Source organism: Flavobacterium soyae (assembly GCF_021245985.1).
Lineage (GTDB): Bacteria > Bacteroidota > Bacteroidia > Flavobacteriales > Flavobacteriaceae > Flavobacterium > Flavobacterium soyae.
Genome location: NZ_JAJQXA010000005.1, coordinates 17,732 through 36,114, shown reverse-complemented (window position 1 = coordinate 36,114; position 18,383 = coordinate 17,732). Strand labels below are relative to the sequence as shown.

10 protein-coding genes are annotated in these 18,383 nt (G+C 34.5%); 7 read left to right on the top strand and 3 right to left on the bottom strand.

Annotation, left to right across the window (positions count from 1 at the left end):
• Positions 1 to 14 precede the first annotated feature (14 nt).
• From ggt to LUU93_RS08080, 7 genes are all read left to right on the top strand, one after another.
• Positions 15 to 1,697 (top strand): gamma-glutamyltransferase, encoded by a 1,683-nt coding sequence (gene ggt / locus LUU93_RS08110; protein ID WP_232680142.1) that lies wholly within the window; start codon positions 15 to 17, stop codon positions 1,695 to 1,697.
• Between the two features lie 85 nt (positions 1,698 to 1,782).
• Positions 1,783 to 3,567, top strand: coding sequence for a chloride channel protein (locus tag LUU93_RS08105; RefSeq protein WP_232680140.1), 1,785 nt, complete (start codon positions 1,783 to 1,785; stop codon positions 3,565 to 3,567).
• Between the two features lie 63 nt (positions 3,568 to 3,630).
• Complete coding sequence (locus tag LUU93_RS08100; protein WP_232680138.1) at positions 3,631 to 4,584, top strand: Fic family protein; 954 nt, start codon at positions 3,631 to 3,633, stop codon at positions 4,582 to 4,584.
• Positions 4,585 to 4,685: 101 nt separating this feature from the next.
• A complete protein-coding gene (gene uvrA, locus LUU93_RS08095) occupies positions 4,686 to 7,517 on the top strand; it encodes an excinuclease ABC subunit UvrA (protein ID WP_232680136.1) in 2,832 nt (943 codons plus the stop codon).
• An 882-nt stretch (positions 7,518 to 8,399) separates the two neighbouring features.
• Complete coding sequence (locus tag LUU93_RS08090; protein WP_056200002.1) at positions 8,400 to 9,128, top strand: LOG family protein; 729 nt, start codon at positions 8,400 to 8,402, stop codon at positions 9,126 to 9,128.
• Between the two features lie 292 nt (positions 9,129 to 9,420).
• Complete coding sequence (locus LUU93_RS08085; protein WP_232680135.1) at positions 9,421 to 12,168, top strand: gluzincin family metallopeptidase; 2,748 nt, start codon at positions 9,421 to 9,423, stop codon at positions 12,166 to 12,168.
• Positions 12,169 to 12,357: 189 nt separating this feature from the next.
• Positions 12,358 to 14,769 (top strand): alpha-ketoacid dehydrogenase subunit alpha/beta, encoded by a 2,412-nt coding sequence (locus LUU93_RS08080; protein WP_232680132.1) that lies wholly within the window; start codon positions 12,358 to 12,360, stop codon positions 14,767 to 14,769.
• A 236-nt stretch (positions 14,770 to 15,005) separates the two neighbouring features.
• On the opposite strand, the gene kdsB is transcribed toward LUU93_RS08080, so the two are convergent.
• From kdsB to LUU93_RS08065, 3 genes are all read right to left on the bottom strand, one after another.
• Positions 15,006 to 15,740 (bottom strand): 3-deoxy-manno-octulosonate cytidylyltransferase, encoded by a 735-nt coding sequence (kdsB, locus tag LUU93_RS08075; protein WP_232680130.1) that lies wholly within the window; start codon positions 15,738 to 15,740, stop codon positions 15,006 to 15,008.
• A 159-nt stretch (positions 15,741 to 15,899) separates the two neighbouring features.
• Positions 15,900 to 16,730 (bottom strand): 4,5-DOPA-extradiol-dioxygenase, encoded by an 831-nt coding sequence (gene ygiD, locus LUU93_RS08070; RefSeq protein WP_232680128.1) that lies wholly within the window; start codon positions 16,728 to 16,730, stop codon positions 15,900 to 15,902.
• Between the two features lie 92 nt (positions 16,731 to 16,822).
• Positions 16,823 to 18,232 carry an ATP-dependent DNA helicase gene (locus LUU93_RS08065; RefSeq protein ID WP_232680126.1) on the bottom strand — a complete coding sequence of 470 codons (1,410 nt, stop codon included), beginning with the start codon at positions 18,230 to 18,232 and terminating at the stop codon, positions 16,823 to 16,825.
• Positions 18,233 to 18,383 lie beyond the last annotated feature (151 nt).

The window sequence follows — 18,383 nt, the reverse complement described above, 5'->3', positions numbered from 1 at the left end:
AATATGTTCTTGTTATGAAAAAAATTTCACTTCTTATTTATTTTATATCTTTTTATAGTTTTGCACAGCATGCTGCAGCACCAACTGGTTTAACAGCTTCAAAAGCAATGGTCGTTTCGGCTCGCATAGAAGCATCAAAAATTGGTGTAGAAATAATGAAAAAAGGCGGTAATGCATTTGATGCCATGGCCGCAACCGAACTGGCTCTGGCAGTAGCCTATCCGTATGCGGGAAATCTTGGCGGCGGCGGATTTATGGTTTACCGAAAAGCAAATGGCGAAGTTGGAAGTTTAGATTACCGTGAAAAAGCGCCGCTTGCTGCAACAAAAAATATGTTTCTGGACAAAGACGGAAATGTAATTCCCGGAAAAAGCACCGAAACTCCTTTTGCAATAGGCGTTCCCGGAACCATAGCCGGAGTTTTTGCCGTTCATAAAAAATTTGGTTCTCTGCCCATGTCAGAAATCTTAAAACCTGTTATTGCACTTGCAGAAAAAGGTGTCGTTGTAACACTAAAACAGCAAAAACAGCTTGAGAATTATCATGATGCCATTGTAAAAGCAAATGGACCAAATACACTAATGGCCGGAAAGTTTAAGGAAGGCGATACAATCAAATATCCTGCGCTTGCCAGTACGCTTAAACGAATTTTAAAAGGCGGAAAAGATGAATTTTACAAAGGCAAAACTGCTCAGGTTTTAGTTGATTATCTTAAGAAAAAAGGCGGTATTATTACGTTGAAAGATTTAGCATCTTACGAAGCAAAATGGAGGAATCCGCTGCAGTTTGATTACAAAGATTTAAAGATTACTTCGATGGGTCCGCCAAGCAGCGGCGGTATTTGTCTGGCACAGATTCTGAAAATGATTTCTCCATTTTATTTATCAAAAATGAAGCATAATTCAGAACAGTCGATTCAGGTAATTGTTGAAGCAGAAAGAAGAGCTTATGCCGATAGAAGTCAGTTTTTAGGAGATCCCGATTTTGTAAAAATTCCAATTAATGGCCTTTTATCAGATTCTTACTTAAAAGAAAGAATGTCGAATTTTGACTCAGAGAAAGCTTCATTATCATCAGAAATAAAAGAAGGAAAAATTACGTATAACGAAAGTACCGAAACAACGCATTATTCAATTGTAGATCAATTTGGAAATGCTGTTTCTGCAACCACAACAATAAATGACGGTTTTGGGTCTAAATATTATTGTGATGAATTAGGCTTTTTCTTAAACAACGAAATGGATGATTTTAGTGCAAAACCGGGATCACCAAATATGTTTGGATTAGTTGGAAACGAAGCCAACAGTATTGCCCCTCAAAAAAGAATGCTAAGTTCTATGACACCGACAATTGTAGAAAAAAACGGAAAATTATTTATGGTTGTAGGTTCTCCGGGCGGGTCTACCATTATAACATCTGTATTGCAGACTATCCTAAATGTATACGAGTATAATTTAAGTATGCAGGCAGCTGTAAATGCACCTCGTTTTCATCATCAATGGCTTCCGGATCTTATTACATTTGAGCCAAATACGTTCAATTATAATACTATCGAAAGTTTAAAAGCTAAAGGATATTTAATCAACGAAAAAACTACACCTGTAATTGGTAAAGTAGATGCCATTTTGGTTCTGCCAGACAATACTCTTGAGGGAGGTGCCGATTTTCGTGGTGATGACAAAGCTGCGGGATTTTAAAGTAAAAAGATTTTAGTAGAAAAATTTGACAAAATCGAATGTTTAAAGCTAAATTTGCATTCTCCCGTAACTTTTTAAAAATACAATGATAAAAAAACTTTTTCGAAGATTAGAAAGTATTATTGCTTTAGCTCAATCTATTTTGACACCAAAGCAATTCATTTTTTTATCCAGTGTTTTGGTCGGAATTTCCTGTGCGTTTGCGGTAATTGTTTTAAAAACATTTGCCCATAGCGTTTTTTCATTTGCAACTTACATCAGCGGAATTTTAAAATTAGGTTTTATTAATAGTATCCTGCCCATTATTGGTATTTTACTAACTGTTTTGGTCGTGAAAAAAGTTTTAAACGGAACCATTCAAAAAGGAACTTCGCAAATTTTATACGCTGTTGCTAAAAAAGCGAGTATAATTCCGAAAAAACAAATGTACGCACAGATTGTTACAAGCTCTTTGACTGTGGGTTTAGGGGGATCTGCAGGTTTAGAAAGCCCAATTGTGATTACAGGAGCTGCTTTTGGTTCAAACTATGCGCAGAATTATAAATTAGCTTATAAAGACAGAACTTTACTGATTGGCTGTGGTGTTGCGGCAGGAATTGCGGCTGCTTTTAATGCACCTATTGCCGGAGTTCTTTTTGCTATAGAAGTTCTCTTGGTCGATGTTAGTATTTCTGCCTTTACGCCAATTATGATTTCGGCAGCAACCGGAGCTTTGGTTTCGGCAATTGTGTTAGATGAAAGCATTCTTTTATCTTTCAAAAAACAAGAAACTTTTGATTATCACAATATTCCTTTTTATGTAGTTTTAGGTGTTTTAACGGGCGCAATTGCTGTGTATTACTCTAGAAATTTTCAAAAAGTAGAGCATTATTTTTCAGAACTAAAAATGGGACCTTATAAAAAAGCCCTGATTGGTTCTTCACTTCTCGCGCTTCTTATTTTTATATTTCCAACACTGTTTGGTGAAGGTTACGAAAGTATCAAAATCTTATCAGAAAGTGATCCCGGGCAATTATTAGATAATACCTTATTTGCCAGCTGGAGAAACAACCAATGGGTTTTATTGCTTTTTGTGGGTTGTACCATGATGATAAAAGTATTTGCTTCGGGACTTACAATTGGAAGTGGTGGAAACGGAGGAAACTTTGCTCCTTCCCTATTTTTAGGATCATATTTAGGTTATTTCTTTTCTAAATTTATCATTCTTACCGGTTTAGCAAAATTACCTATCAGTAATTTTACAATGGTTGGAATGGCCGGAATTTTGAGCGGATTATTTCATGCACCGCTTACTGCAATTTTCCTTATTGCAGAAATCACCGGAGGTTATGGTTTAATGATTCCGCTTATGATTGTTTCGTCAATCAGTTTTGCTATTTCAAAACGTTTTGAAAAATATTCGCTTGACGTAAAAAATCTGGCTAAAAAAGGGCATGCTTTTACCAGCAACAAAGACTCTAACATTTTATCGACTTTAGATATTGACACCATCATTCAAACTGATTATTTAACGGTTTCCCCAGAAGAACATTTAAGCAAATTAGTTGATCTTATTTCACACTCCAATCAGGTAATTTTTGCCGTTGTAAATAATGAAAGAGAACTTGTTGGTGTAGTACATTTTAATGATATTCGAGAAATTATCTTTAATGCTTACCGTGTAAAATATACTTTGATCAAAGACGTAATGAAAACTCCGGCTGCGACGATTTCTTCAAATGACAGCATGGAGGTCGTAATGACTAAATTCGAAAGATCAAAAACCGCTTTTCTTCCCGTTTTACGAAATGAAAAATATTTTGGTATGATCTCAAAATCTATTGCACTTGAAGCCTACAGAATGAAACTTCGTTCCATGACAATAGAATAAGCTTAATACCGGATAAGTTAAAAATTTGGAATATCCGATATTAAGAAGTAATTTTGTAGGATTATGTGGAACATAGACTTAACATACAGAGAAGAATTTCAATCAACATTTGATCGATTATACCAAAAAAGGCTCGATCTGCAAAACAGCAGACCACTGCCTAATATCGCTTTACACAAAATCCGCGAAAGTTTATCGCTAGAATGGACCTACAATTCAAACAGCATTGAAGGAAACACAATGAGTTTACGCGAAACCCAAATGGTAATTCAGGAAGGAATGACTATAAAAGGGAAATCGCTTCGGGAACACTTTGAAACACACAATCACGACAAAGCAATTGATTATTTATATTCAATTGTTGATGATACTTACAAACTTCGAAGCATTGATATTCTTTCCATCCACGGTTTAGTTTTACGTTCTATCGAAGATGATTTTGCAGGTCGTATCCGCAATGGCGGCGTTCGAATTTCGGGAGCTAATTTTATGCCTCCAAACGCCAATAAAGTTTCAGATCTTTTAGATGAATTAATCGATTTTATCAATACAAATCCTTTAGGATTAAACGATATAGAGCTGGCAACAATTTATCATCATAAATTAGTCTGGATACATCCATTTTTTGATGGAAACGGCCGCACCGTTCGTTTAAGCATGAACCTGTTATTAATGCGTTGCGGTTTTCCGCCGGCAATTGTCCTTAAAAACGATAGAAAAAAATATTACGAAGCACTTAATCAGGCAAACAATGGCAATTATCAAAAGTTAACCCTTTTGATGTGCCAGGCACTGGAGCGAACTTTAAATATATATTTAACCGCGATGCCGGACAGCAGTTATGATTATCAGCCTATCATAAATATTGTAAGCGAACCAGAAGCCGCTTACGGTCAGGAATATGTAAGTTTACTGGCCAGAACAGGAAAAATCGACGCCTACAAAGAAGGCCGAAACTGGTACACGACCAAAGAAGCCATCGAGGAATATATGGCAACAAGAAAGAGAAAACGCTAGTTTAGGCTAGCGTTATTTTGTTACAATTTTTAACATAAACTTCTATACTCTAGTACTAAAAGAACAAATCAAAGTGGTAACTTTGCGTTTTGCTCAAATTTATGCTAGATAAAGACAATACTATTGAAGTTCTTGGCGCAAGAGTTCATAATCTAAAAAATATCGATATTTCTATTCCGCGTGAAAAACTGGTTGTAATAACAGGTCTTTCGGGTTCGGGAAAATCATCATTAGCGTTTGATACCATTTATGCTGAAGGTCAGCGCCGTTATGTAGAAACTTTTTCTGCATATGCGAGGCAGTTCCTTGGCGGATTAGAACGTCCGGATGTAGATAAAATCGACGGACTTTCGCCGGTTATTGCAATTGAACAAAAAACAACCAGTAAAAGTCCGCGTTCAACCGTAGGAACTATTACTGAAATATACGATTTCCTTCGACTTTTATATGCTCGTGGTGCTGACGCTTACAGTTACAACACCGGCGAAAAAATGGTTTCCTATTCTGATGAACAAATTAAGGATTTGATTATTCAGGATTACAATGGCAAGCGCATTAATATTCTTGCCCCGGTAATTAAAGCCAGAAAAGGACATTATGCTGAGTTATTTCAACAAATTACCAAACAAGGATTTTTAAAAGTCCGTGTAAATGGTGAAGTTCAGGATTTGGTTACAGGAATGAAACTGGATCGTTACAAAACGCACGATATTGAAATTGTAGTTGACAGAATGTTGATTGAAAATACCGAAGACAATCAAAAACGATTGGCGGAAAGTATTAATACAGCGATGCATCATGGCGAAAATGTATTAATGATTTTAGATCAGGATACAAATGAAGTTCGTTATTTCAGCCGAAATTTGATGTGTCCAACAACCGGAATTTCGTATCAAAATCCAGAACCAAATTTATTTTCTTTTAATTCACCAAAAGGTGCTTGTCCGCATTGTAACGGATTAGGAACGGTTCACGAAATCAACGTTAAAAAGATCATACCAAATCCGAAATTATCGATTAAAAGCGGTGGATTTGCTCCGCTTGGCGAATATAAATCTTCATGGATTTTTAAGCAGTTAGAAACTATTGGGGAAAAATTTGGGTTTAAAATTACAGATCCAATTGAAAAAATTCCTGAAGAAGCCATGCAGATGATTTTATATGGAGGAAAAGATAAATTTGCCATCAATTCAAAAGATCTTGGCGTAACAAGAGAATACAAAATTGATTTTGAAGGAATTTCAAATTTCATCAAAAATCAATATGACGAAAGCGCAACTACAAGCATAAAACGCTGGGCAAAAGATTTCATGGATGAAATTAACTGTCCGGTTTGCGAAGGTTCTCGTCTTAAAAAAGAAGCGTTGTTTTTTAGGGTTAATGAAAAAAATATCACTGAATTGTGTGATATGGATATTTCAGATTTAACAGCTTGGTTTCAGGATTTAAATAGTCATTTAACTGATAAACAGCTTTTAATTGCTTCTGAAGTTGTAAAAGAAATCAAAGATCGTTTGAACTTTTTAATGAATGTTGGTTTGAATTATCTGGCTTTAAGCCGAAGTTCAAAATCACTTTCGGGAGGTGAAGCACAGCGCATTCGATTAGCAACACAAATTGGCTCACAGTTGGTTGGTGTTTTATATATTTTGGATGAACCAAGTATTGGTTTACACCAAAGAGACAATGAAAAACTGATTAAATCTCTGGAGCAATTACGTGATATTGGAAACTCGGTTATTGTTGTTGAACATGATAAAGACATGATCGAAACCGCAGATTATGTAATTGATATTGGCCCAAAAGCCGGAAAATACGGCGGAGAAATTATCAGCATAGGAACTCCGGCAGAAACTTTAAAATCGAATACCATTACCGCTCAATATTTGAATGGTAAAATGAAATTAGAGATTCCAAAAAAGCGAAGAAAAGGAAACGAAAAATTTTTAAAACTAACCGGAGCAACGGGAAATAACCTGAAAAATGTTTCGATAGAATTACCTTTAGGACAATTAATCTGCGTTACTGGAGTTTCAGGAAGTGGAAAATCGACCTTGATTAACGAGACGCTCTATCCTATTCTGAACGCTTATTATTTTAACGGAGTAAAAAAACCACAGCCTTATAAAAAGATTGAAGGTTTAGAACATATTGATAAAGTAATTGATATTGACCAAAGCCCAATTGGAAGAACACCGCGTTCAAATCCAGCTACTTATACCGAAGTTTTTACAGAAATCAGAAACCTGTTTACCATGACTTCTGAAAGTATGATTCGTGGTTATAAAGCCGGACGTTTCAGCTTTAATGTAAAAGGCGGACGCTGCGAAACCTGCGAAGGTTCTGGGGTAAGAACTATCGAAATGAACTTTTTACCAGATGTTTACGTGGGATGCGAAACGTGTCAGGGAAAACGTTTTAACAGAGAAACACTAGAAATTCGATACAAAGGAAAATCAATTTCGGATGTTTTGGATATGACAGTTGATGAAGCTGTTCCGTTTTTTGAAAATATTCCGAAAATTTACAGAAAAGTAAAAACAATCCAGGATGTTGGTTTAGGATATATTACACTTGGACAACAAAGCACAACGCTTTCTGGAGGTGAAGCTCAGCGTATAAAACTGGCTGGAGAGTTGTCTAAAAAAGATACAGGAAATACGTTTTATATTCTGGATGAACCTACAACTGGATTACACTTTGAAGATATCCGCGTTTTAATGGATGTTATCAATAAATTGGTTGATAAAGGGAATACAATCTTGGTTATCGAACATAATATGGACGTTATAAAACTTGCAGATTATATTATTGATATTGGCCCTGAAGGCGGAAAAGGCGGCGGACAATTAATTGCCAAAGGTACTCCGGAAGAAGTGGCAAAAAATAAAAAAAGTTATACGGCTAAGTTTTTGAAAAAAGAATTGGAATAAAATATCGTCATTAATGAGATGGATTAAAATTTATTAAAATCCGTTGTGTCAAAATCACTAACGGATTGAAATCCGTTTCTACAATATGTACCGTTCCTACGGAACTCTATTCTTGGGGCGTATTTATATTTTCAACGGATTAAAATCCGTTGCTACCGACATGTCGTTCCTACGGAACTTTATTGTTGGGGCGAATGAAATATTTTGCTGCAACATGTATTGTTTCTACGGAACTCTATTATTAGGATATAGATATTTTCAACGAATTAAAACCTTTCTTTACAATATAAAATGATTGAATGGTTTTTTAAAATTGATTGTTTTACAAAAGTTCCGTAGGAACGACATGTCGGTAGCGACGGATTTTAATCCGTCGTTGAATAGCCCCAGCGCAAATAAGTTCCGTAGGAACGAAATATCGGTAGCAACGGATTTCAATCCGTTGAAAATATCAATGTGCCAAGCAGTAGAGTTCCGTAGGAACGGCACATATTAAGCACAATTATAATGTGCTATTAAAATTTCATTTATCGCAATTATTTGATAATGAATTAAAAAACTGAATTTCTCTTTTTCTAAACGTTGCTTTTAGATTATAAATTTCCTTTTTTGTAACAATTCTCAAAAAAAGAGTTAATTTAGTATCCCTTTTTTGTCAAAATTTTAAACTTTGAAAGAAAGATGTATTTAGTTAAACTAATGTTTAATTGAAAACTAATGCCTAGCCCTGATGGGAACGGCATCTCCCGATTTAGAAAAACAAGGCTTTTTAGCCATAATTTTTGTTTATCGGGAATATAGTGGACAGCAGGAATCAGCTCCTTCCTTCGACTATAATTAAAATGACAGCTTAATAAAATATAAATAATTAAAATACCTAAAATGAGATTAGAAGATTTTGATAATGATGAGGATAAAGTAATCCAGGACAGTTTAAAACAAAAAACCTGGAATGAAATTAGAACAAATGACAGCTGGGCGATTTTTAAAATCATGTCCGAATTTGTAAACGGTTACGAAAGCATGGGACGTATTGGTCCGTGTGTATCTATTTTTGGTTCGGCGAGAACAAAACCAGATGATAAATATTATTTACTGGCAGAAAAAATTGCTTTTAAAATTAGTAAAGCCGGTTATGGTGTAATTACGGGAGGAGGCCCGGGAATTATGGAAGCCGGAAATAAAGGTGCGCATTTAGGCGGCGGAACTTCGGTTGGTTTAAACATCGAACTGCCTTTTGAACAGCATTTTAATCCTTATATCGATCACGATAAAAACCTGAATTTTGATTATTTCTTTGTGAGAAAAGTTATGTTCGTAAAATATTCGCAAGGCTTTGTGGTTATGCCGGGAGGTTTTGGAACGCTGGATGAAATGTTTGAAGCGATCACTTTGATTCAGACTAAGAAAATTGGAAAATTCCCGATTATTTTGGTTGGAGTTGAATTTTGGTCAGGTTTACTGGATTGGGTAAAAACGGTTTTGGTAGAAAAAATGCATACTGTAAGCCCAGAAGATTTGAACTTATTCAAGATCGTAGATACTGAAGATGAAGTTGTTGACGTTTTGGATAAATTCTACAAGAAATACGATTTGAGTCCGAATTTCTAAAAATATTTACAGGGTAAATAAATATTATAAGATTAAGTATTCTTAAAAAAATCTGCATTTATTTTACTTATAAGGTTAAATTTATACCCTTTGCGATATAAAAATTGAAAGCTGTTTTTTAAAACAGCTTTTTTTATGCTATTTTTACATAAAGCCATGAATAAATTTATGCATATAATTTTAGGTATATTTATAATTTTTACGCCAATTCTTGAAATCAATATATAAAATTATAATTCTCATTTTTGTTTTATTTAGTTCAATAAAACAGTACGCACAACATCAGTCTAAGATGGAAGTGGCAGTTAATCTTGAACTAAAGACGCTGAATGTAAAACAGGATATTACGTATTACAATACTTCAAACGATACATTGATTTCTATTGTTTTGAATGATTGGAACAATGCATTTGCGGATAAAAACACGCCTTTGGCCAGACGTTTTTCTGATGAATTTTATCGCGGTTTTCATTTAGCAAAAGCTATTGAAAGAGGAAATACAACAATTTTAAATCTAACCGATTCTAACTTTACTGCACTTGAATGGGAGAGAACTGATAAAAACCCGGATTTTATTGTTGTCAGGCTAAACCAAAAATTACATCCGGGAGAACAAATCACTCTGCATGTCAATTATATTTCAAAAATTCCGAGTGATAAATTCACGCATTATGGATTTAACCAAAACGGAATGAATTTAAAAAACTGGTTTTTAAATCCTGCACGTTTTGAAAATCACCGTTTTATAAGACACAATAACTTTAATCTTGACGACATTGCAAATGCGGTTGTCGATTATGAAGTTGAAATAAAAATCCCGAATGATTATTCGATTACAACGGATTTAAATTCGGTTTCAAAAGACGTTTCGAATTCGGCATTTACTAATTATTCTTTTTCGGGAAAAAACAGATCAGACTTTAATTTAATTATCGAAAAACAAAATAATTTTAAGAGTTATGATAATGGGACAATAGAAGTTCTTTCGGATTTGAAAAACAAGAAAATCAGCGAAATTCAAAAAGCGATTATAATTGACCGGGTTGCTGCTTTTGCAAATGAATTTCTTGGTAAATATCCGCATGAAAAAATTACGGTTTCGCAGGCAGATTATGAAAGAAATCCTTTTTATGGATTGAATCAGCTGCCTTCGTTTCTAAGTCCGTTTTCGGATGAGTTTATGTTTGAAGTAACTTTCTTTAAAACTTATTTGAACAATTATTTAAAAAACTCACTTCGTCTTGATCCTCGTAAAGACAATTGGGTTTATGACGGAATCCAGATTTATGCCATGATGAAATACATGGAAGAAAATCATCTGGATGAAAAAATGCTGGGAAAACTTTCAAAAATGAAACTTTTTAAAAGTTACAATATTACCAACCTGACTTTTAATGAGCAGTACAGTTATTATTATATGCTGATGGCCCGTAAAAACCTGGATCAGCCGCTTGGAGATCCAAAAAATACGCTGATAAAATTTAACGAACAAATTGCAAGTAAATACCGCGCAGGTTTAAGTTTAAGTTATCTTGATGATTATTTGAATCATAATATTGTTCCCGAAAGTATTCAGGAATTTTATAATTTAAATAAAACACAGCAGACAAATCGTTATGATTTTGAAAAAATCCTGACTGAAAAAAGTCCGAAAAATATCGACTGGTTTTTTAGAACGATAATCGATTCACGTGAAATTATTGACTATAAATTTACGCATGTTTCCAAAACTGCAGATAGTGTACAATTCTCAATAAAAAACAAAACCGATATTTATGCTCCAATTCCTATTTATGGTTTAAAGAAAAATGAAGTTGTTTTCAAGGAATGGATTGAGCCTAAAAAAACAGATTCTGTTTATCAGTTTGACCGAAAAAATGCGGACAAATTAGTTATTAATTATGATAACGAGGTTCCTGAATTCAATCAAAGAAACAACTGGAAATCGCTAAAAAGTCTGGTTATTACCAATCGTCCTATAAAATTTAATTTTGCCAAAGATCTTGAAGACCCTTATTACAACCAGATTTTATATATTCCAACATTAACGTATAATTATTATGACGGATTAACACCGGGAATTCGTTTTCATAATAAAACGATATTAGATAAACCTTTTACTTTTGATATTAATCCGGCCTATTCCATAAAAGCGGGGACAATTTCGGGTTCATCTGCTTTTTCTTTGAATCAGTTTTATCGAAACAGTACTTTATATAATGTGCGATATTCTATAAGCCAGAACTATTTTCATTATGCGCCAGATGCTACTTATCTGCGATTAAATCCTATGGTGCAGCTGCGAATTCGTGAAGAGAATTTTAGAGATAATAGAAAACAGCTTATTTTATTTCGTCAGGTAATTGTAAACAGGGAAGCAAGCGAATTTATTACAGATAATTCCAGACCTAATTATTCTGTTTTTGATGCACGTTACGTAAACACAAAAACAGAATTGGTTAATCATTTTAATTTCATGACTGATGTTCAGTTTGGCGGAGGCTTTGGAAAAGTTTCCGGAGAAGTTGAATACAGAAGGTTATTTGAAAATAACCGCAAACTAAACTTAAGATTGTTTGCCGGAAGTTTCCTGTATAATAAAACCAATTCTGATTATTTTAGTTTTGGTTTAGATAAACCTACAGATTATTTGTTTGATTATAATATCTTGGGAAGATCTGAAACTAGTGGGATTTTCAGCCAGCAATATGTAATTTCCGAAGGTGGTTTTAAATCAAAATTAAATCCTTCATTTGGTAATCAGTGGATGACAACTTTAAACGCCAGCTATGCATTGTGGGACTGGGTTGAAGTTTATGGCGATGTTGGGCTTTTGAAAAATAAACATGAAAATGTATTTTTTGCTTATGATAGCGGAGTGCGGTTAAACCTTGTTCCAGACTACTTTGAACTTTATTTTCCGGTCTATTCAAATAACGGATGGGAAATTTCTCAAAAGAATTACGATGAAAAAATCAGATTTGTTATCACTTTGGCTCCAAAAGCATTAGTTACTCTTTTTACCCGAAAATGGTTTTAATTAAATAAATTTTAATCAAAAACGTAAGTTATTATCACAAAAAAGATAAAAATCATAAAAATAACATAATTAAAGTACGTAGTTTTCTGTTTTTAAATACAAATAATTAAATTATATTTATTTTAAAGAATTATGATTATTGATTGTTTTTAAGTAATTTCGCAGTCATAACATGACCCCTACAAGATTATGATAACAGAAAAAAGCAATACTACTTTAACTTTTGAAGATTTCAAAACTGAGGTATTAAACGACTATAGAATTGCTGTAACAAGCAGAGAATGTAGTCTTTTAGGTCGTAAAGAAGTATTGACAGGAAAGGCCAAATTTGGAATCTTTGGTGATGGAAAAGAAGTTCCGCAGCTTGCAATGGCAAAAGCCTTTAAAAATGGGGATTTCCGCTCTGGTTATTATCGCGATCAGACTTTTATGATGGCAATTGGCGAATTAACTTCTAAACAATTTTTCGCAGGTTTATACGGTCATACTGATTTAGAACATGATCCGATGTCTGCAGGAAGACAAATGGGCGGACACTTTGTAACGCACAGTTTAAACGAAGACGGATCCTGGAAAGACTTAACAAAACAAAAAAATTCAAGCTCAGATATATCGCCTACCGCAGGACAAATGCCAAGATTATTGGGATTAGCCCAAGCTTCAAAAATTTACAGAAATGTTAATGGAATTACCATTAAAGATAAATTTTCTGTAGATGGAAATGAAGTTGCGTGGGGAACAATAGGAAACGCAAGTACTTCTGAAGGTTTGTTTTTTGAAACTATAAATGCTGCCGGAGTTTTACAAGTTCCGATGGTAATGAGTGTTTGGGACGATGAATACGGAATTTCGGTTCACGCCAAACATCAAACTACAAAAGAGAACATTTCTGAAATCTTAAAAGGATATCAGCGTGATGAAGATTCTAAAGGTTATGAAATTTTTAGAGTAAAAGGCTGGGATTATGCTGAGTTGGTTTCGACTTACGAAAGAGCGGGCGCAATTGCACGTGAAGAACATATTCCGGTTTTAATTCACGTAAACGAATTAACGCAGCCGCAAGGCCACTCTACATCTGGTTCTCATGAACGTTATAAAAATGCAGAAAGATTAGCTTGGGAAAAAGATTTTGACTGTATTCGTCAAATGCGTTTATGGATGATTGCTATTAATATTGCATCACCGGAAGAATTAGCAGAACTTGATTTTGAATTAAAGAAGGAAGTTCTTGAAGCTAAAAAAGATGCGTGGAACGATTTCATCAATCCGATAATTGAAGATCAAAAAAATCTTTTGGATTTATTGGAACAAATTGCAGAAGCAAGCATCAATCATAAAGATAGAATCAGAAAATATATTTCAGAATTAAGTGCGATAAAAGCGCCTTTAAAGAAAGAAATTCTGGTTTACGCAAGAAAGATTCTTCGTTTTATAGAAGTTCCAAACAGTAAAGTTCTTTTATCAAACTGGATTACAAATTTTATTGGAGCTACTCAGGGAAAATTCAGCAGTAACCTGCATTCAGAATCTGCACAAAATGTGTTTTCTGTAGAAAAAGTACTTCCTGAATATGCCGAAAATGCAAAACCGGATTTAGACGGAAGAATGATTCTTCGTGATAACTTCGACGTTTTATTCAGTAAATATCCTGAAACATTGATTTTTGGAGAAGATGTTGGCAACATTGGCGACGTAAATCAAGGTCTTGAAGGCATGCAGGAAAAATACGGTGAACTTCGTGTTGCCGATGTCGGAATTCGTGAAGCCACTATTATTGGTCAGGGAATTGGAATGGCTCTGAGAGGTTTACGCCCAATTGCTGAAATTCAATATCTTGATTATTTATTGTATGCTATTCAAATCATGAGCGATGATTTAGCTACTTTACAATACAGAACTGTTGGAAAACAAAAAGCTCCATTAATTATCAGAACCCGCGGACACCGTTTAGAAGGTATCTGGCATTCTGGTTCTCCTATGGGAATGATTATAAACGCTATTCGCGGAATCCATGTTTTGGTTCCGAGAGATATGACTCAGGCTGCAGGATTTTATAATACGCTTTTAGAGTGCGACGAACCGGCTTTAGTTATTGAATGTTTGAACGGTTACCGTTTAAAAGAAAAAACACCTTTGAACTTTGGTGAATTCAAAACTCCGATAGGTGTTGTTGAAACATTAAAAGAAGGTGCAGATATTACTTTGGTTTCTTACGGATCGACTTTAAGATTGGTTCAACAAGCTGCTGAGGAATTACTAGTTTTAGGAATTGATTGTGAGGTTATTGATATTCAGTCTTTACTTCCGTTTGATGTTAATAAAGATATTGTAAAAAGTGTCGCTAAAACAAACCGTCTTTTAGTAATTGATGAAGATGTTCCGGGTGGAGCTTCGGCTTACATTTTACAGCAGATTCTGGAAGAACAAGATGCTTATAAATATCTTGACAGTAAACCGCAGACTCTTGCTGCAAAAGCACACAGACCAGCTTACGGAACTGACGGCGATTATTTCTCTAAACCTTCTGCCGAAGATATTTTTGAGAAAATTTACAGCATGATGAATGAAGTTAATCCTTCTAAATTTCCTAGTTTGTACTAAGGATTTAGAATGTTTTAGATAATAAAAAAAGCTCCAAATTGGGGCTTTTTGCTTTTATTTTGTCATCCTGAGGAACGAAGGATCACACTCGTAACTCGACAAAGATTGGCGACTTTCTACCCCGAATTTCTGGTGTGATCCTTCGTTCCTCAGGATGACAAGATTGCGTAAAAACCCGTATTAATCCGCTTTTTCGCGAAAGCGAATCCGTAAAACCCGTGTTCCAATAGAATTGATTAAATATCTCTCAACATTGCTCTCGCTCTTTCTAAATCCTCAACCGTATCAATCCCAATTCCAACATGAGTCGTTTCGACCATTTTTATGCGTTTTCCAAACTCTAAATATCTCAACTGCTCCAATTTCTCAGAAGCTTCTAAAGATTTCATAGGAAGGCTGTAAAAATCTAATAAAGCCTGTTTTCTAAAAGCATAAATTCCGATGTGCTGAAAATAACGAACTCCAGTAGCTGCATCTCTCGGATACGGAATTACCGATCTTGAAAAGTACAAGGCAAACTGCGATTGATCTACAACCACTTTCACATTATTTGGATTATTGATTTCGTCTTCGTTGGTAATTTCACGCATTAACGAAGCTAAATCAATCTTTTTCTCTTCATCATTTTTAAAAACAGATAAAACCTGTTCTAAAGGTCCGGCTTCTGTAAAAGGTTCATCGCCTTGTACATTTACTACAATATCAACATCAAGATTAGCAATAGCTTCGGCAATTCTATCGCTTCCAGATTCGTGTTCTTTGATGCTCATTATGGCTTTTCCTCCGTTAGAAACAATTTCGCCAAAAATTAAATCAGAATCGGTTACAACAAAAACATCGTCGAATAAATTTGTAGAAACCGCAGCTTCGTATGTTCTTAAAATTACTGTTTTACCTCCCAAATCCTGCATTAGTTTTGCAGGAAAACGTGTTGATGCGTATCGCGCCGGAATTACCGCTATTATTTTCATTTTTTATGTCATTGCGAGGAACGAAGCAATCTCGCTCCCATAGTTAATTTATATTTTTTATTCTTTGTGAATCTCTGTGTAAATCTTTGTGCAACTTTGTGTAATAACTTTCACAGAGATTCACAAAGATTCACACAAAGGTTCACAGAGTTGTATGTATTACATTATTTTTACCGAAGTCATACTCAATGAACCTGCCAAAAGTTTATCATTAAACAAGTCCAATTCTTCTGACTTTTCTTTTAAACCTAAAGTATACAATAAAGGCAGATAATGATCTGGAGTTGGAATTGCAATTTGAACCGCTTTACTCATTTTTTCGTACTCAATTAAAGGCTGAAAATTTCCATCTAATAAATAATTATTTACGGTTTCTCTTGCTTCAATTGCCCAATCATAACCGTAATTATCTTTATCGAAATTTCTGAAATCGACTAAACGAAGATTGTGAACAATATTCCCGCTGCCAATAATCAAAACGCCTTTATGGCGAAGCGATTGTAATTTCTGCGCCAGTTCAAAATGGTATTGCCCGGATTTAGTATAATCAATACTTAACTGAATTACGGGAACATCTGCATTAGGATATAAATGTTTAATTACACTCCACGCGCCGTGATCTAAACCCCAATGTTCATCTAATTCTACCTGAACAGGGTCTAATATTTTCTTGGTTTCTAATGCCAGTTCGGGGCTTCCTTTTGCTAGATACTGCACATCAAAAAGTGCCTGCGGGAAACCTCCAAAATCGTGAATGGTTCTGGGCATTTCCATTGAAGTTACTTTTGTGCCTTTTGTAAACCAATGCGCCGAAATACATAAAATCGCATTAGGCTGCGGTAATGTCTTAGCCAGATTACGAAAACCAGCCACAAACTGATTTTCTTCAATAGCATTCATCGGACTGCCGTGTCCTAAAAACAAAACCGGCATTTTATCTGTATTCGAAAACGTAGACGAAATCGAATGTAAATCGTTTAGTGTTGTCATTGCAAAAATATTTTTTTTTCTTGCCACAGATTAAAAGGATTAAAAAGATTAATAAAAAATCAGTGAGAATCTTTTTAATCTGTGGCAAAAAACTATTCTTCAAAACTCTCGTCTTTAAATCCTATCAAATATAATTTATTTTTAGCACGTGTCATTGCCGTGTAAAGCCATCTTATATAATCATGATCGATTCCGTTTGGTAAATACGGCTGTTCTACAAAAACCGTATTCCACTGCCCTCCCTGCGATTTATGGCATGTTATGGCGTACGAGAATTTCACCTGTAAACCATTAAAATATTCGTTTTCTTTTACCTTTTGAAATTTCTTATATTTTGTCGATTCATCTTCATAATCCTTCATTACTTCTTCATACAAACGATTTGATTCTTCGTATGTTAACGATGGAGATTCACTTTTTATAGTATCTAAAATCAATACCGTTTCAAAAGGTTTTTGATCCGGATAATCGACCATTCTTATTTTTACTCTTGCAAAAGTAAATCCGTATAATTCTTTGATACCGAACATTTCCAGAACCTCAATAATATCTCCATTGGCAATAAATCCGGCTTCATCGGTTTCTTTCAGCCAAAAATAATTGTTCTTTACCACCATTAAAAAATCGCCTACAGAAAGTTCGCTTTCTTTAAACAAAATTCGGGTTCTGATTTGTTCGTTGTATTGATTTGCCCTTTTATTGGAGCGGACAATAAAAGCCGTATCTTCAATACTATAATTACTGTATGCCGTATTTATGGCATCCTGAATATCATATCCATCCGTTAAACGAACAATATCTTTAAACTTTTTTACATTGAATTTAAACTCCGTAATAAAGCTTTCTTTCAAAAGTTCGCGTAATTCGGTTGCATTGAACAAAATCCCCGAACTTTCTTCCTGACGCATTACTTCATCAAGTTCAATATGTTCGATTTCTTTATCGTAATGCACGCCCAAAGTATGTGTATCTAAAGCCGGGCTAATATCTAAATTTACCGGAGGAAGCTGCGCTGTATCTCCTAAAAGAATCATTTTGCAATTGGTTCCTGAATACACATAATTAATCAAATCATCCAGAAGCGAACCGCTGTCTAAAGTGCTGTCTGAAATCATCGAAGCTTCATCGACTATAAAAATGGTATTTTTATGTTTGTTGACTTGTCTTGTAAAAGCCACTCCTCCACCCGATGATTTTTTTGGGAAATAGATCTTTTTGTGAATTGTAAAAGCCGCTGTATTTGAATAATTTGCAATTACTTTTGCCGCACGTCCGGTTGGTGCAAGCAGAACAAACTTTTTATTAATATCGCCAAGATTATTTACGATTGTAGAAATCACCGTTGTTTTTCCAGTTCCGGCATATCCTTTTAATACAAAAATGGTGTTGTTTGCTGGTTCGGTCAAAAAAATGGCGATTTTTTGAAAAAAAATATCCTGTTTATAAGTAGGTGCAAAAGGAAATCTTTTTTGCAAAACGCCGTAAAACGATGCTGAATTCATAAGGTAAATTTGAAACACAAAGTTCGTCTTTTTAAATGGCAAAGTCAATAATTTAAAACCATATAAGTGATATAAGTAAATTTAAGTTTTACACTAAGCGTTCTAACTTTTTGAATTCACATAACTTATATGGCCTAAAAAAATCAAAACA

Coding starts and splice junctions, on each gene's coding strand:
- ggt (WP_232680142.1), top strand. CDS start 15: ATGAAAAAAATTTCACTTCTTATTTATTTTATATCTTTTTATAGTTTT.
- LUU93_RS08105 (WP_232680140.1), top strand. CDS start 1,783: ATGATAAAAAAACTTTTTCGAAGATTAGAAAGTATTATTGCTTTAGCT.
- LUU93_RS08100 (WP_232680138.1), top strand. CDS start 3,631: ATGTGGAACATAGACTTAACATACAGAGAAGAATTTCAATCAACATTT.
- uvrA (WP_232680136.1), top strand. CDS start 4,686: ATGCTAGATAAAGACAATACTATTGAAGTTCTTGGCGCAAGAGTTCAT.
- LUU93_RS08090 (WP_056200002.1), top strand. CDS start 8,400: ATGAGATTAGAAGATTTTGATAATGATGAGGATAAAGTAATCCAGGAC.
- LUU93_RS08085 (WP_232680135.1), top strand. CDS start 9,421: ATGGAAGTGGCAGTTAATCTTGAACTAAAGACGCTGAATGTAAAACAG.
- LUU93_RS08080 (WP_232680132.1), top strand. CDS start 12,358: ATGATAACAGAAAAAAGCAATACTACTTTAACTTTTGAAGATTTCAAA.
- kdsB (WP_232680130.1), bottom strand. CDS start 15,740: ATGAAAATAATAGCGGTAATTCCGGCGCGATACGCATCAACACGTTTT.
- ygiD (WP_232680128.1), bottom strand. CDS start 16,730: ATGACAACACTAAACGATTTACATTCGATTTCGTCTACGTTTTCGAAT.
- LUU93_RS08065 (WP_232680126.1), bottom strand. CDS start 18,232: ATGAATTCAGCATCGTTTTACGGCGTTTTGCAAAAAAGATTTCCTTTT.